This is a genomic window from Streptomyces sp. 2131.1 (genome assembly GCF_900105515.1).
Classification (GTDB): domain Bacteria; phylum Actinomycetota; class Actinomycetes; order Streptomycetales; family Streptomycetaceae; genus Streptomyces; species Streptomyces drozdowiczii.
On record NZ_FNSY01000001.1, the window covers coordinates 5,125,075 to 5,139,339 of the forward strand.

The 14,265-nt window shown below is 72.5% G+C and carries 9 protein-coding genes; 6 read left to right on the forward strand and 3 right to left on the reverse strand.

Translation table 11 applies throughout. The annotated features are described in order from the left end of the window. Positions 1-354: 354 nt before the first annotated feature. The 4 genes from BLW14_RS23060 (at position 355) to BLW14_RS23075 (ending at position 6,470) form a co-directional block, all read left to right on the forward strand. The gene (locus tag BLW14_RS23060; RefSeq protein ID WP_093709092.1) at positions 355-1,536 is read left to right on the forward strand and encodes a S1 family peptidase; all 1,182 of its coding nucleotides are present in this window, start codon (positions 355-357) and stop codon (positions 1,534-1,536) included. 132 nt (positions 1,537-1,668) lie between these two features. After that, positions 1,669-2,577 carry a hypothetical protein gene (locus BLW14_RS23065; protein WP_093709093.1) on the forward strand — a complete coding sequence of 303 codons (909 nt, stop codon included), beginning with the start codon at positions 1,669-1,671 and terminating at the stop codon, positions 2,575-2,577. Positions 2,578-2,689: 112 nt separating this feature from the next. Then, a complete protein-coding gene (locus tag BLW14_RS23070; RefSeq protein WP_093709094.1) occupies positions 2,690-5,461 on the forward strand; it encodes a LuxR C-terminal-related transcriptional regulator in 2,772 nt (923 codons plus the stop codon). A gap of 217 nt (positions 5,462-5,678) precedes the next feature. Then, positions 5,679-6,470 carry a putative protein N(5)-glutamine methyltransferase gene (locus tag BLW14_RS23075; RefSeq protein WP_093709095.1) on the forward strand — a complete coding sequence of 264 codons (792 nt, stop codon included), beginning with the start codon at positions 5,679-5,681 and terminating at the stop codon, positions 6,468-6,470. A 12-nt stretch (positions 6,471-6,482) separates the two neighbouring features. Here BLW14_RS23075 and BLW14_RS23080 read toward each other — a convergent pair whose 3' ends face one another. Next, positions 6,483-7,193, reverse strand: a complete 711-nt coding sequence (locus BLW14_RS23080) for a hypothetical protein (RefSeq protein WP_093709096.1) — start codon at positions 7,191-7,193, stop codon at positions 6,483-6,485. Positions 7,194-7,349: 156 nt separating this feature from the next. On the opposite strand from BLW14_RS23080, the gene BLW14_RS23085 reads away from it, so the two are divergent. Next, a complete protein-coding gene (locus tag BLW14_RS23085; RefSeq protein WP_093709097.1) occupies positions 7,350-10,340 on the forward strand; it encodes a bifunctional [glutamine synthetase] adenylyltransferase/[glutamine synthetase]-adenylyl-L-tyrosine phosphorylase in 2,991 nt (996 codons plus the stop codon). Positions 10,341-10,456: 116 nt separating this feature from the next. Here the strand turns inward: BLW14_RS23085 and BLW14_RS23090 are convergent, their stop codons facing one another. Both BLW14_RS23090 and BLW14_RS23095 read right to left on the reverse strand, forming a co-directional pair. After that, positions 10,457-11,365 carry a phosphatase PAP2 family protein gene (locus BLW14_RS23090; RefSeq protein WP_093709098.1) on the reverse strand — a complete coding sequence of 303 codons (909 nt, stop codon included), beginning with the start codon at positions 11,363-11,365 and terminating at the stop codon, positions 10,457-10,459. Between the two features lie 161 nt (positions 11,366-11,526). Then, complete coding sequence (locus tag BLW14_RS23095; protein ID WP_093709099.1) at positions 11,527-12,597, reverse strand: LacI family DNA-binding transcriptional regulator; 1,071 nt, start codon at positions 12,595-12,597, stop codon at positions 11,527-11,529. Between the two features lie 378 nt (positions 12,598-12,975). Between BLW14_RS23095 and BLW14_RS23100 the strand changes: the two genes are divergently transcribed. Next, positions 12,976-14,250, forward strand: a complete 1,275-nt coding sequence (locus BLW14_RS23100) for an extracellular solute-binding protein (protein WP_093709100.1) — start codon at positions 12,976-12,978, stop codon at positions 14,248-14,250. Positions 14,251-14,265 lie beyond the last annotated feature (15 nt).

A 14,265-nucleotide genomic window follows, 5' to 3' on the forward strand; every position in this document is an offset into this window, starting at 1 on the left:
TATACGTGGATCCGCCCCCCTGATGTAACGGCGAGCCCGATGCCTCTAGGGTCCGGTGCGGGCGGCACCGCCGGGCGTGACCCGTGTCCCGAAAGGGCGTGAGGTGTCGCCTTTTCGCTTGGTTTCCATTCAACAGGAATACCGCGGGCTCTGTTGAGAAATATTTCCGATGTCTGCGTCTTGAAATCCCTTCGATCGCTGGGCAATAGTTCCGTTCGCGGCGAGTCAATGACTTTCCGTCAGCCAGAAACCGCCTTCGCCGGTGCGTTGTCCACGCATTCCGGCGTACACCCCCCTTGAGTTTCTGGCTGCCCATCAGAAGGGATCAACGTGCGTAACTCCCGTAAGTACCGCATGGCAGCGCTGGGTATCGCGCTCTCGGCCTCGGCAGTCCTGGGAACCCAGACCCTGGCCCAGGCGCAGGAGACGGAGTCCGCCCCCCGCTACCAGCCCGAGATGGTCCGGGCGCTGGCCGCTTCGCTCGGTGTGAGCGAGAAGGCCGCGACCGAACGGCTGGACCGGCAGGACGCCCAGCAGGCCAGGCTCGCCGCGCTCACGGAGAGCGGCATAGCCGGCGACGGGGCCTTCTTCGACGGCTCCGGCACGCTGACCGTCAACGTCGGCGACAAGGCCGAGGCGGCCGAGGTCGAGAAGGCAGGCCTCGCGGCCCGGGTGCCCGCGAGAGGACAGGCGGCGCTCGACGAGGTCAAGTCCCGGCTGGACGCCCTCGCCGCGAAGAAGGTCCCCTCCGGGGTGGCCTCCTGGTCCGTGGACCTGGCCTCCGACCAGGTGACCGTCAAGGTCAACAACGACCGGAGCGCCGCCGCCAAGGCGTTCCTCGCCGAGGCCGCCGGGTACGGTGCCGCCGTCGAGATCGTGCGCGGCGAGGAACAGCTCGAAGCCAAGGCCGCGATCTACCCCGGCAGCAAGATGACGCTGAACAACACCACCGGCTGGTGTTCCGTGGGGTACGGCGCCCACGACAGCTCCGGCAGGCAGTATCTGGTGAGCGCGGGACACTGCGTCGTCAACACCCTGCGCTACGACGGCACGGCCTTCGCCCAGGGCTACAACACCCGCTACAGGCTCGGCAGCAACAGCGTTGACATGGGCATCGCGACCATCAACTCCGGCCACTCGATCGTCACCGCCGTCGGCACCTGGGGCCAGGGCAGCACCAAGACGGTCGCCGTCAAGGGCAGCAGCCGGGCCGCCGTCGGTGCCACGATCTGCAAGTCCGGCGCCACCACCGGCTGGACCTGCGGCTCCATCTCCTCCTACAACAACACCGTCACGTACATCGACCGCAACGGCGGCCCCGACACGGTGATCACCGGCCTGGGCGCCTCCAGCGTCTGCGTCGAGGGCGGTGACAGCGGCGGTGCGTACATCTCCGGCAACCAGGCCCAGGGCATGACCTCCGGCGGCCCGACCGACCAGCAGTGCACCGGCGGCGTCAACTCCCGCGGCTCCTCGTACTTCCAGCCGCTCGGTGACGCCCTCCAGTACTACGGGCTGACGCTCAACACCAACTGACCACGTCCGCAAGGGGAAAGGGCCGGGGGCCGCTCGCGCAACAGGCGAGCGGCCCCCGGCTGCTTCCCGGCCGGGGCGCGTCCGCCCGGCCGCGGCTCCCGTCCGAAGACCCCCCACCCGCTGGAAGACGCCATGGTGCACACCCCCCACACCACCGACCCGGACACGATGTTCGCAACGACGTTCAAGCAGGCTCTGCAACGGCGTGGTCTGCCGTTGGGGGACGTACGCGATCACCTCGAGGCCCACGGAATCACCCTCAGCGTCGCCACCCTCAGCTACTGGCAGAGCGGCCGCAGCCAGCCGGAGAAGGCGCTGTCCCTGTGTGCCGTCGACATCCTGGAGCCGTTCCTCGGCCTCCCCGGCGGTGCCCTGCGGTCCCTCCTGCGGCGCAGGCCGCGCGGCTGGGTGCCGCCCCACGACCCGGCCGTCGTCCGTGGCGTCTACGGCGAGAACTCCGACGTGGAACAGGCCCTCGGCGTCGACTTCCCGCACTTCAACGCCGGTCTGCGCAGGCTGGTCGTCCACGAGGCGGTACGAGTGAACGAGCACCGCCTCGTCGACGAGATCCGCGTCACCGTCGCGGTCAGAGCCGTCCACCACGACGTGCGGCACCTCACGGTCATCCACACCCTGGACGGTGCGGAGGGCGGTGCGTTCGACGTCACCGTTCCCTCGGGGCCGGCCCCGCGCACCTGGTTCCGGGCGGAGCCCAACTGTGTCGTCGCCGAGATCCCGTTCGGCCGCCGGCTGGTCAGGAACGAGACCGCGGTCGTCGAGTACACCGTGCGTACCGCCGCGACCGGGGGCGTCTCCCACCAGCACGAGTCCCGCGTCACGACACCCTTGCAGACCTATCTGCTCCAGGTCCGCTTCCATCCCTCGGCCCTGCCCTCGAAGTGCTGGCACTCCTACCGCCGACGACTCGGTGCCGAGCCCGGCCGGCAGCTCGCGGCCCTCGACGGACTCCATACGACGCACCTGCTGCCCATGAAGCCGGCACCGGGCGTCCACGGCGTCGAGTGGCGCTGGGCCGACTGAACACGGGCGGGCCCGCCCCGCCACGGCCTTGGTACGGTGCGGGCACCGGCGGCGAGGTGCCGGGGCGCGCCGTCTCCGCACCTTCCGCCAGAACGAGAGCGAGGACGACGACGTGAACCTGACGCCTGGTTCCGCTCTGCGGCCCCTGGCCCGGGCCCTCACCGACGAGCGCGCCGAACCGGTCCTGCTGTTCGTCGAGGGCGCCGCCGGTGAGGGGAAGACCCACCTGCTCCGGGCACTGGCCGGCCTGCCCGGGACGGCGCACACGGTCCGCGTGCGGTGGCGGTGCGGAGCCGGCGCCGGACCGCCGGGCGAGGACGGGAATCGGCAGGCGCCCACCCTGTGGCTGGTGGACGATGTCCACCGCGCGGACGAGGCCGAACTGCGGTGGCTGCGCCGCGTCCTCGGGGGACTGGAGCCGGGATCCGCCGCCGCCGTGGCCTACCGGCCCGAGGAACTGCCCGTCCGCGGCCTGCCGTTGGGCCGTCCGCCGATGACGTACCCCTCCCGGCTCACCGTGCTCCGGCACCGGCTGGCGCCCTGGGGCGAGGAACGCGTCCACCGGGCCGCCGCGGAGGCGCTGGACGGCGGCTGTACGGCCGAGGCGGCGCGCAGACTGTACGAACTCACCGCCGGAGTGCCCCAGGTGGTCGTCGACCTCCTCGCCGTACTGCGGGAACGGCATCCGGCGTTCACCGGCACGGCGGCCGAGGTGGAGGCTGCCGGGGTACCGACCCGCCTCGCGGAACTCGTGCTGAGCCGTACGCACGCGCTGCCGCCGGAGCACCGGCCGGTGGTCTGGGCGGCCGCAGTCCTCGGCGCACCCGCCCCCAGGGACGAGCTGATCGCGGTGTCGGGGCTCGGGACGGCGGCGGGGACCGGCGCGCTGCTCCGGGCCCTGGAGACGGCGGCCCTCGCGGAGCCGGCCGAGGGCCGCTACGGCTTCGCCGTCCCGCTGGCCGCACCGGCCGTACGGGCCTCGGTGCCCGGCCCCGTCCGCCAGGACCTGCACGGCCGTGCGGCGGCCGTCCTGCGCTGCGGGCAGCCCGTGCCCTGGGACGACGTGGCCGCACACCACAGGGCGGCCGGCGAGACCCGCCGGTGGCTCGGCGCGGTGGAGAAGGCGGCAGCGGCGGCGGCCGGGGCCGGGCGGCACCAGGAGGCCGTCACACTGCTGGAAAGGACGCTGGCCACGCCCGGTCTGCCCCCGCGGAGCCGGGCCCGCCTCGCGCCGCTCCTCGCCCGCAGCGCGGTGACCGGGCTGCGCTCGGACCAGACCGTGGAGGTGCTCGCGCAGATCGTGCGGGACGCCTCCCTGCCTCCGGCCATTCGCGGGGAACTGCGGCTCGACCTGGGGCTGATGCTGGCCAACCAGATGGGCCGGGGGCCCGAGGGGCGCCAGGTGCTGGAGACCGCCGTCGGCGAACTGTGCGAGGTCCGGCCCGGACTGGCCGCCCGCGCCATGGCGGCCCTGTCCAGCACGTTCGTACCGGGCAACCACATCGACGCCGACCGGGAGTGGATCGCCAGGGCCGTCGCCATCACGGACGCCGGCGACGACGAGGTCATGCGCACGGCGGTCCTCGCCAACCAGGCGGACCTCGCCCTGAGTTGCGCCGACCCGGGAGCGTGGGACCTGGTCAGGGGGCTGTCCGGCAGGGACACGGACCCCGCGTGCGCGCGACAGGCCGCGCGCGGCCTGTGCAACGCCGCGAACTCCGCGGTCTGGCTCGGCTTCCACGACCGGGCGGAGGACCTGCTCGCCGAAGGACTGGAGCTGGCCGCCCGCAGCGGGGCGCCCTACCTGGAGCACACGGCGCTGGGGGCGCGGCTGCTCCAGGAGTGGTGGACCGGCCGGTGGCCGGGCCTGGCCGAGCGGTGCGAGGACTTCGTCGCGGCGACCGCCGACATGCCGTTCCTCGCCTCCGACGCCTATGTCGTACGAGGCCTGCTCGCCCTCGCCCAGGGCGACTGGGGCGAGGCCGGGCCCTGGCTGTCCCAGCGCGGGACCACCCGGGCCGAGAACCTGCCCGTGCCGCTGGCCGCGACGGCGGCCGGCGCCGCGATCCGTCTCGCCCTGGCCCGCCAGGAGGTGGAAGCGGCGGCGGAACAGGCACGCGCCGCCTGGACGGCCCTCGCCGGGAAGGGGGTGTGGACGTGGGGTTCGGAACTCCTGCCGTGGGCCGTGGAGGCCGTGGCGCGCGCGGGCGACACCGCCGCGGCGCACACCATGGTCCGGGCCTTCTCCCAGGGCATCGACCGACGCGACGCACCCGCCGCCCGGACCGCACTGCTCCGGAGCAGGGCCGTCCTGACCGAGACGGAAGCGCTCGCCGGGCAGGAGCGGGAGCGGCTCCTGCGGGCCGCGGAGCTCTACCAGGAGGCCGCGGCGGCGTACGCGGTCATGCCTCACCCGTACAGCCGGTCACTGACCGCGGAGGGCGCCGCGCGCTGCGTGCTCGTGGCCGCCGCCGATGCGGATTCCGGGCCGGCCGAGGAGGACGTGGACACCCCCGCGCCCCTGGGGCCGGTCCTCTCCACCCCGTGGGCCGTCGCCGAACTGGAGGCCTGCGCCCGGAACTTCACCGAGCTGGGCGCCGTCTGGGACGCGGCACGGGTCAGGGCCCTGCTCCGCGCGCAGCAGCCGGCGAAGAAGGGCCGCCCGCCCGGACGCCCCTCGCACGCCGACGAGTTGTCCCCCCGGGAGGCGGAGGTCGCCCAGCTCGCGGTCTCCGGCCTGACCAACCGGGAGATCGCCGCGACCCTCCACCTCTCTCCCCGGACGGTGGAGCAGCACATCGCCCGCGCCATGCGCAAGACGGGCGCGCTCTCCCGCCGCGACCTCGCCCACCGCCTGGCGACGGTACGTCCGCCGCGCACCTGAGCATCTGGACCCGAGGGAACGGCGGCAACGAGTTCCGGCCCGGGCGGCGCTGAAACCTGAGGTAGTCTTTCGCATCCCCGCACGGGGACACGACCAAGGAGGTGGGACCCATTACCGCTGTTTCGACCAGAGTGCTCCCCTCCCGCGAACGCGTGGCCGACCGGATCTGAACCGGCTGCGGAGCACCCCTCGGCGTTCATCCGAAAGGCTCCGCACCATGCCGGTCCCGTTGTCACCGTCCGACCTCTCCTCCCTCGTCACCACCCTCCGCGCCGCCGGCTGCGTCTTCGCCGAGGACGAGGCCGCGCTCATCGCCGCCACCGCCGGCCGGCCCGCCGACGTCGCCGTCATGGCGGAGCGGCGCGCCGCCGGTCATCCGCTGGAACACGTCCTGGGCTGGGCCGAGTTCAACGGGCTGCGGATCGCCGTGGACCCCGGCGTCTTCGTGCCCCGCCGCCGCACCGAGTTCCTGATCGACCGGGCCGTCGCCCTCGCCCCGGACCCCGCCGTCGTCGTCGACCTGTGCTGCGGCTCGGGCGCGCTCGGCGCCGCGCTCGCCGCCGCCCTGGACCGGGTCGAACTCCACGCCGCCGACGTCGAACCCGCCGCCGTCCGCTGCGCCCGGCGCAACATCGGGGAGCGGGGGCACGTCTACGAGGGCGACCTCTTCGCACCGCTGCCCGGGGCCCTGCGCGGGCGCGTCGACGTGCTGCTCGCCAATGTGCCGTACGTACCGAGCGAGGACGTCGCCCTGCTGCCCGCCGAGGCGCGCGTCCATGAACCGCTCGTCGCGCTCGACGGCGGCGGCGACGGGCTCGACGTCCTGCGCCGGGTCGCCGCCGAGGCACCCCGCTGGCTGGCCCCGGGCGGCAGCCTCCTCGTCGAGACGAGCGAGCGGCAGGCGGAGCGCGCCGCGCGGGTCGTCGCCGACGGCGGGCTCGTGGCGCGGGTGGACTCCTGCGAGGAGCGGTACGCGACCGTCGTCACGGGGACGCGGCAGGCGGGCTGACGCCTCGGGGGCTCAGGCCCCGTCCCGCAGGGCCCGGAGGCGGCGCGCGATGTCGATGTCCCCTGGCAGGGCGCTGAAGCGCGGCTCGTCGCGGCCCGCGTCGAGCACGACCACGTGCAGGCGGTCCCCGGGCCGGGGCGGTGCCGTGTCCTCGTCCCACCAGGAGGGGTGTTTCACCTGGTCGACGAAGCCGGTCCCGCCACCGTCGACATCGACCCGCGAGCCGACCGACGCGACGCCGGTGACTGTCACGTCGAGCTCCTGGTGGTCACGGAACGGGGGCGGGACCTCGGGGCGCGGGTCGTCGGAGAAGGGGCGGAACGTGGTCCCCCAGTCGAAGACGTACCGGTCCCGTGCGGTGTCGTATGCGACCGAGGCGACCGGGACCTCCAGGGCGAACCGCTCGCGGATCCACCCGTCCATGGCCAAGGCCGCCGCCTCGGACCGGTAGTCGCTCAGGGGGTGGTCGAGCGAGATCACCCGGATGAAGACGCCGTCGGGCCGGAGTCCGGCGAGCGCGGGTGCGTGGAGCGACACCCCGAACGCCAGCCAGGCGGCGTCCTTCCAGTACAGGCCGGAGGCGGGCAGTCCGAGCCGGACGTTCCGGTGAATCCGCATGCCGTGCGCGGGCGTGCCGCCGTCGGCCGGAACGGCCTCGGCCCGCAGATCCACCGCGAGCCCGCCCGCCGGGCCCCGGAAACGGAACTTGAACGTGTGGGCCACGGTCGCCCTCCCCCTGGTAGTCGGCTCATGGCACCGTAGATCAGGAGACCGACGGACCACAGTGGTCCCGGGTCTCCCGGTCCGGGGCGGCGGGCCGGGATCAGGCTAGGCTCCGAAGGCTGGAAGCTGATCGGGCGGCGGGCGGGAGAGCGCGGGATGACCATGGTGCCGGGGCGCAGGAGCAGTACGTTCACCCGACTGCTGCGGCACGGATTCACCGACCCGTCCGCCGCCGAGCGCCTCCTCGACCTGCCGGACTTCTCCTCCGTACGGTCCGACTCCGTGCTCCTCGACGCGCTCGGGGCCACCGCCGACCCCGACCTCGCGCTGCGCGGCCTGGTCCGGCTCGTCGAGGCGGAGGAGGCGGGGGAGCGGCAGATCCTGCTGGACACCCTCGTCACCGCCAAGCCCCTGCGGGACCGGCTGCTCGGGGTGCTCGGGGCGTCCGAGGCGCTCGGCGACCACCTGGCCCGCCACCCCCGGGACTGGCAGGCCCTCGTCACGTACGAGGCCGCCGACCTGCACCCCGGGGTCGCCGAGTTCGAGGGGGAGCTGGCCGGGGCGGACGATCCGGACGCCCTGCGCGTCGGCTACCGGCGGTGCCTGCTGTCCATCGCCGCGCGCGACGTCTGCGGCACCACCGATGTCGCCGAGACCGCCGCCGAGCTGGCCGACCTCGCCACCGCGACCCTGCGGGCCGCCCTCCGCATCGCCTCGGCCGCCGCACCCGACGACGCCGCGCAGTGCCGGCTCGCGGTCATCGCGATGGGCAAGTGCGGCGGCCACGAGCTGAACTACGTCTCCGACGTCGACGTCATCTTCGTCGCGGAACCGGCCGACGGCGCCGAGGAGAGCGGGGCCATGCAGGCCGCCACCCGGCTCGCCTCGCACCTCATGCGGATCTGCTCCGACACCACCGTCGAGGGCACCATCTGGCCCGTCGACGCCAACCTCCGCCCCGAGGGCCGCAACGGGCCTCTCGTACGCACGCTCTCCTCGCACCTCGCGTACTACCAGCGCTGGGCCAAGACCTGGGAGTTCCAGGCGCTCCTGAAGGCCCGGCCGGTGGCCGGGGACCGGGCGCTCGGCCAGGAGTACGTCGACGCCGTGTCGCCGCTCGTCTGGCAGGCCGCGGACCGGGAGAACTTCGTCCCCGACGTGCAGAAGATGCGCCGCCGCGTCGTCGACACCATCCCCGCCGACCGCGTCGACCGGGAGCTGAAGCTCGGGCCCGGCGGGCTCCGCGACGTCGAGTTCGCCGTGCAGCTCCTCCAGCTCGTGCACGGCCGCAGCGACCCCGCCCTGCGCAGCGGATCGACGCTGGAGGCGCTGGGGGCGCTCGCCGAGGGCGGGTACGTGGGGCGCGTCGACGCCGTCCAGCTCGATGACGCCTACCGCTTCCTGCGCGCCATGGAGCACCGCATCCAGCTCTACCGGCTGCGCCGTACCCACCTCGTTCCCGACGAGGAGCCGGATCTGCGGCGCCTCGGCCGCTCCCTGGGGCTGCGCACCGACCCGATCGCCGAGCTGAACCAGGCATGGCGGCGGCACGCCTCCGTGGTGCGGCGGCTGCACGAGAAGCTGTTCTACCGGCCGCTCCTCGACGCCGTCGCCCAGCTCGCGCCCGGCGAGTCGCGGCTCAGCACCAAGGCCGCCACCGCCCGGCTCGTCGCCCTCGGCTACGAGGACCCGGCGGCGGCCCTGCGCCACCTGGAGGCCCTGTCCTCCGGGGTCTCCCGCAAGGCCGCCATCCAGCGCACCCTGCTGCCCGTGCTGCTCGGCTGGTTCGCGGACTCCGCCGACCCGGACGCCGGGCTGCTCGGCTTCCGCAAGGTGTCCGACGCGCTCGGCAAGACCCCCTGGTACCTGCGGCTCCTGCGCGACGAGGGCGCCGCAGCGGAGAACCTCGCCCGAGTCCTGTCCGCCGGCCGCCTCGCCCCCGACCTGCTGCTGCGGGCACCCGAGGCCGTCGCCCTCCTCGGCGACCCGCACGGCCTCGCCCCCCGCAGCCGGGAGCACCTGGAGCAGGAGGTCCTGGCCGCCGTCGGACGCGCGGACGACGCGGAGACGGCCGTCGCGGTGGTGCGCGGTGTGCGCAGGCGCGAGCTGTTCCGCACGACGGCCGCCGACCTCATCGGCTCGTACGGTACGGAGGACAGCCCCGCCGAGTCCGATCCGGGCGCCCTCGTCGACCGGGTCGGCAGCGCCGTCACCGACCTGAACGCCGTCACCATCGCCGGCGCGCTGCGAGCCGCCGTCCGCGCGGAGTGGGGCGACACGCTGCCCACCCGGTTCGCGGTCATCGGCATGGGCCGGTTCGGCGGGCACGAGCTGGGATACGGCTCCGACGCGGACGTCCTCTTCGTCCACGAGCCCCGCGAGGGCGTCGACGAGCAGGAGGCGGGCCGGGCCGCGAACCGGGTGGTCTCCGAGATGCGGCGCCTCCTCCAGCTGCCCACCGCGGACCCGCCGCTCATCATCGACCCGGACCTGCGACCCGAGGGCAAGAACGGGCCCCTCGTCCGCACCCTGAAGTCGTACGACGCGTACTACCGGCGCTGGTCCCTGGGCTGGGAGAGCCAGGCCCTGCTGCGGGCCGAGCCGATGGCGGGGGACATGGACCTGGGGGCTCAGTTCGTCGAACTGATCGACCCCCTCCGGTATCCGCAGGACGGGCTGAGCGACGACGCGGTCCGCGAGATCCGGCGGCTCAAGGCCCGGATGGAGTCCGAACGCCTGCCGCGCGGCGCGGACCCGACGCTCCACACGAAGCTGGGGCGCGGCGGACTGAGCGACGTCGAGTGGACGGTCCAGCTGATGCAGATGCAGCACGGGCGCGCCGTGCCGGGCCTCCGTACCACCCGCACCCGGGCCGCGCTGGCCGCGGCGTGCGCGGCGGGGCTCATCCCCGAGGACGACGCGCAGACCCTGGACGAGGCGTGGGTCCTCGCGACCCGCGTCCGCAACGCGGTGATGCTCGTACGGGGCCGCCCCGGCGACACGTTCCCCTCGGTGCCGCGCGAGCTGACCGCCGTCGGGCGGTACCTGGGGTACGAGGAGGGGCATGTGGGGGACATGCTCGACGACTACCGTCGGGTGACGCGGCGGGCGCGGGGTGTTGTGGACGAGCGGTTCTACGGGGGCTGAGCCCTTGTGGGGCGCTGCCCCACACCCCGCTCCTCAATCGCCGGAGGGGCTTGAACGGGCCGCCAAGATCCAGCTCCTCCGGCTATTGAATAGCGGGGTCCGGCGGAGCCCCGGGGTCAGTGGCGGGTTGCCGCCGGTTCTGGACGGGGCTGCGCCCCGAGCGCGCTGAGGCGAGGGCGGTCCGACTTGCGCGGGATGCGCCTCGGCAGCCGGTGCGGCAGCGCCCCGTACCACGCGTACGACACGGCGTAGCCGAACGCCAGGCACGCCACGCCCCCCACCGCGTCCAGCCAGAAGTGGTTCGCCGTCGAGACGATGACCATCAGGGTGACCGTGGGATACAGCAGGCCCAGGATGCGGGCCCAGGGGGCGGAGGCCAGGGCGAAGATGGTGAGGCCGCACCACAGGGACCAGCCGATGTGCATCGACGGCATCGCCGCGTACTGGTTGGACATGTTCTTGAAGTTGCCCGAGGCCATCGAACCCCAGGTCTGGTGGACCAGGACGGTGTCGATGAAGTTGCCGCCGTTCATCAGGCGGGGCGGGGCCAACGGGTACAGGTAGTAGCCGAGGAGCGCGACCGCCGTGGTCGCGAACAGGGCCAGTCTGGCCGCCGCGTACCGGCCGGGATGCCGGCGGAACAACCATACGAGCACACTGATCGTGACGATGAAGTGCAGGGTGGCGTAGTAGTAGTTCATCGAGACGATGAGCCATGTCACCGAGTTCACCGCGTGGTTGACCGACTGCTCGACCGCGATGCCGAGGAACCGTTCGACCGACCAGAGCCAGTCCGCGTTCGCCAGGGCGGCGGTCTTCTGCTCGGGGACCGCGTTGCGCACCAGCGAGTACACCCAGTAACTCATCGCCACGAGCAGGATTTCGAACCAGAGACGGGGCCGCCGGGGCGACCGTGGGGAGCGCAGTCGCGACACGACGTGGCCGAGTGGTCTGTCGAGCGCTCTGCCGGGCCCGTGTGTGCGACCGGACTGCTTGGTGTTCGCCTCGGGAGCCGCCTCGTTCACGATGGGTGACGGGGTGGCCTCCGTGCGGCCTTCCTGTCGTTTCACGCTCAATTCACCCATAGGCACAGAGTCTGCCAGATTTGCCCTCTCCGCCCGATGATCCTCCGGTGGGGCGCGAGTTGCACGTCAGGCGGGAGTGCCCGGGGTGTGCGGCAGGCCGGTTACGCGCCCGCGTGCGATCCTGGAAGGGCCGCGGGGGCGGTGGCGGGCGTGTCCGGGCCGGGGCCCGCGGCGGTGGAGCCGCGTACGACCAGTTCCGGCATGAAGACGAACTCGCTGTGCGGGGCGGGCGTGCCGCCGATCTCCTCCAGGAGCGTGCGCACGGCGGCCTGGCCCATCGCCGTGACCGGCTGGCGGATCGTGGTCAGCGGCGGGTCGGTGAACGCTATGAGCGGCGAGTCGTCGTACCCCACCACCGACAGCTCGCGCGGGACCTCGCGGGAGAGCCGGCGGGCGGCCCTGATCGCACCGAGCGCCATCATGTCGCTCGCGCACACCACCGCCGTGCAGCCCCGCTCCATCAGCGCGGACGCGGCGGCCTGGCCGCCCTCCAGCGTGTACAGGGAGTGCTGGATCAGCTCCTCGACCTCGTCGGCCGTGAGGTTCAACTGCTCGCGCATGGTGGCGTGGAAGCCCTCGATCTTGCGGAGCACCGGCACGAAGCGCTTCGGGCCGACCGCGAGCCCGATCCGGGTGTGGCCGAGCGACACCAGGTGTGTCACCGCCAGCCGCATCGCGGCCCGGTCGTCCGGGGAGATGAAGGGCGCCTGCACCTTGGGCGAGAAGCCGTTGACCAGGACGAAGGGGACGCCCTGGGCGCGCAGTTGCTCGTAGCGCCCCATGTCGGCCGAGGTGTCGGCGTGCAGCCCGGAGACGAAGATGATGCCCGAGACGCCCCGGTCGACCAGCATCTCGGTCAGCTCGTCCTCGGTGGAGCCGCCCGGGGTCTGGGTCGCGAGGACCGGGGTGTAGCCCTGCCGGGTCAACGCCTGCCCGATGACCTGGGCGAGCGCCGGGAAGATCGGGTTCTCCAGCTCGGGCGTGATCAGGCCGACGAGCCCCGCGCTGCGCCTGCGCAGACGTACGGGCCGTTCGTAGCCGAGGACGTCGAGCGCGGCGAGTACGGATTCGCGGGTGGCAGCGGCTACCCCGGGCTTGCCGTTCAGTACGCGGCTGACCGTCGCTTCGCTGACCCCCGCCTGAGTTGCGATATCGGCAAGCCGTGCGGTCATGGCATTGGACTGTACCGGGAGCGGGTCGGATTGCCCACCATGCGCAGGAACCGGGAGGGACCGGGCCCGGGGCCCCGCGGGAAGCCCGGAGCGACGCCGGGCCGGACGCGGCGGCAACATCTTGCAAGGTCTTGCGGGCCCGGCTTGCCGGCTGCGGTCAGATCGTCGCACTGCGGAATCAGGGCTGGTGGGCGTGGTGTGTCAGGGATCCGGGAGTTTCGTCAAGTGGCTTGACGGCAACCTTGAGGACACGCCAATGTAACGATCGCCGGAGCTTGCAGAAATCTTCCGCAAACTCTTTCGGTCGTCTTTCATCCTTGTTACGTTCACGTCGACCCGGCGCCGCGACGGAGCGGTACGGCAGTTGAAGGAGTTCAGATGCGACGTGGCATAACGGCCACCGCCCTGGTCGCGGCCCTGGCGCTCGCGGCGACCGCCTGCGGCAGCGATGACAAGTCCGACAGCACTTCCAAGAGCTCCGGCGAGCTCTCCGGCACCGTGACGTGGTGGGACACATCCACCGCGGGCAGCGAGGACAAGGTCTTCAAGAAGATCGCCGAGGGCTTCGAGAAGCTGCACCCGAAGGTCGACGTCAAGTACGTCAACGTGCCCTTCGGTGACGCGCAGAACAAGTTCAAGAACGCGGCGCAGGCGGGCTCCGGCGCCCCCGACGTGATCCGCTCCGAGGTCGCCTGGACCCCCGAGTTCGCGGACCTCGGCTACCTCGCCCCGCTGGACGGCACCCCCGCCCTGCAGAAGCAGGACGACTTCCTGAAGCAGGCCGCCGCGTCCACCAAGTACGACGGCAAGACGTACGCGGTGCCGCAGGTGATCGACTCCATGGGCATCTTCTACAACAAGAAGATCTTCAAGGAGGCGGGCGTCAAGGTTCCCACCACCATCGACGAGCTGAAGACCGTCTCCAAGAAGATCAAGTCGAAGACCGGCAAGACCGGCTTCTACCTGCGCGGCGACGACGCCTACTGGTTCCTGTCCTTCCTGTACGGCGAGGGCGGCGACATGGTCAGCGCCCCCGACAAGACCGTCACCATCGACAACCCGGCCGGCGTCAAGGCCATGAAGGTCGTCAAGGACCTGGTCGACTCGGGCGCCGCCAAGACGGACGCCACCGACGGCTGGGACAACATGCAGGCGTCGTTCAAGAACGGCGACGTCGCGATGATGATCAACGGCCCGTGGGCCGTCGCCGACACGTACACCGGCAAGGAGTTCAAGGACAAGGCCAACCTGGGTGTCGCCCCGGTCCCGGCCGGCTCCGTCGCCCAGGGCGCGCCGCAGGGCGGTCACAACCTGGCCGTCTACGCCGGTTCCAAGAACCTGGACGCTTCCTACGCCTTCGTCGACTACATGACCTCCGTCGACACGCAGGCCCAGGTCACCAAGGAGCTGAACCTCCTGCCGACCCGTACCTCCGCCTACGCCAAGGAGGACGTCGTCAACAACGAGATCGTCGGCTTCTTCAAGCCGGTCGTCGAGAGCGCCGTCGAGCGCCCCTGGATCCCGGAGACCGGCAGCCTCTTCGCGCCGCTCGTCACCGAGTACACCAAGGTCCTCACCGGTCAGACGACCCCGGAGAAGGCGGTCAAGACGACCGGTGACTCCTACCGCAAGCTCCTCAAGGGCTGGAAGTAACTCAGGAAGGCAGGC

Bases quoted from the DNA above. Each gene is read 5' to 3' on its own strand.
- BLW14_RS23060 (WP_093709092.1), top strand. From the start codon at position 355: ATGGCAGCGCTGGGTATCGCGCTCTCGGCCTCGGCAGTCCTGGGAACC.
- BLW14_RS23100 (WP_093709100.1), top strand. From the start codon at position 12,976: ATGCGACGTGGCATAACGGCCACCGCCCTGGTCGCGGCCCTGGCGCTC.
- BLW14_RS23065 (WP_093709093.1), top strand. From the start codon at position 1,669: ATGGTGCACACCCCCCACACCACCGACCCGGACACGATGTTCGCAACG.
- BLW14_RS23075 (WP_093709095.1), top strand. From the start codon at position 5,679: ATGCCGGTCCCGTTGTCACCGTCCGACCTCTCCTCCCTCGTCACCACC.
- BLW14_RS23085 (WP_093709097.1), top strand. From the start codon at position 7,350: ATGACCATGGTGCCGGGGCGCAGGAGCAGTACGTTCACCCGACTGCTG.
- BLW14_RS23095 (WP_093709099.1), bottom strand. From the start codon at position 12,597: ATGACCGCACGGCTTGCCGATATCGCAACTCAGGCGGGGGTCAGCGAA.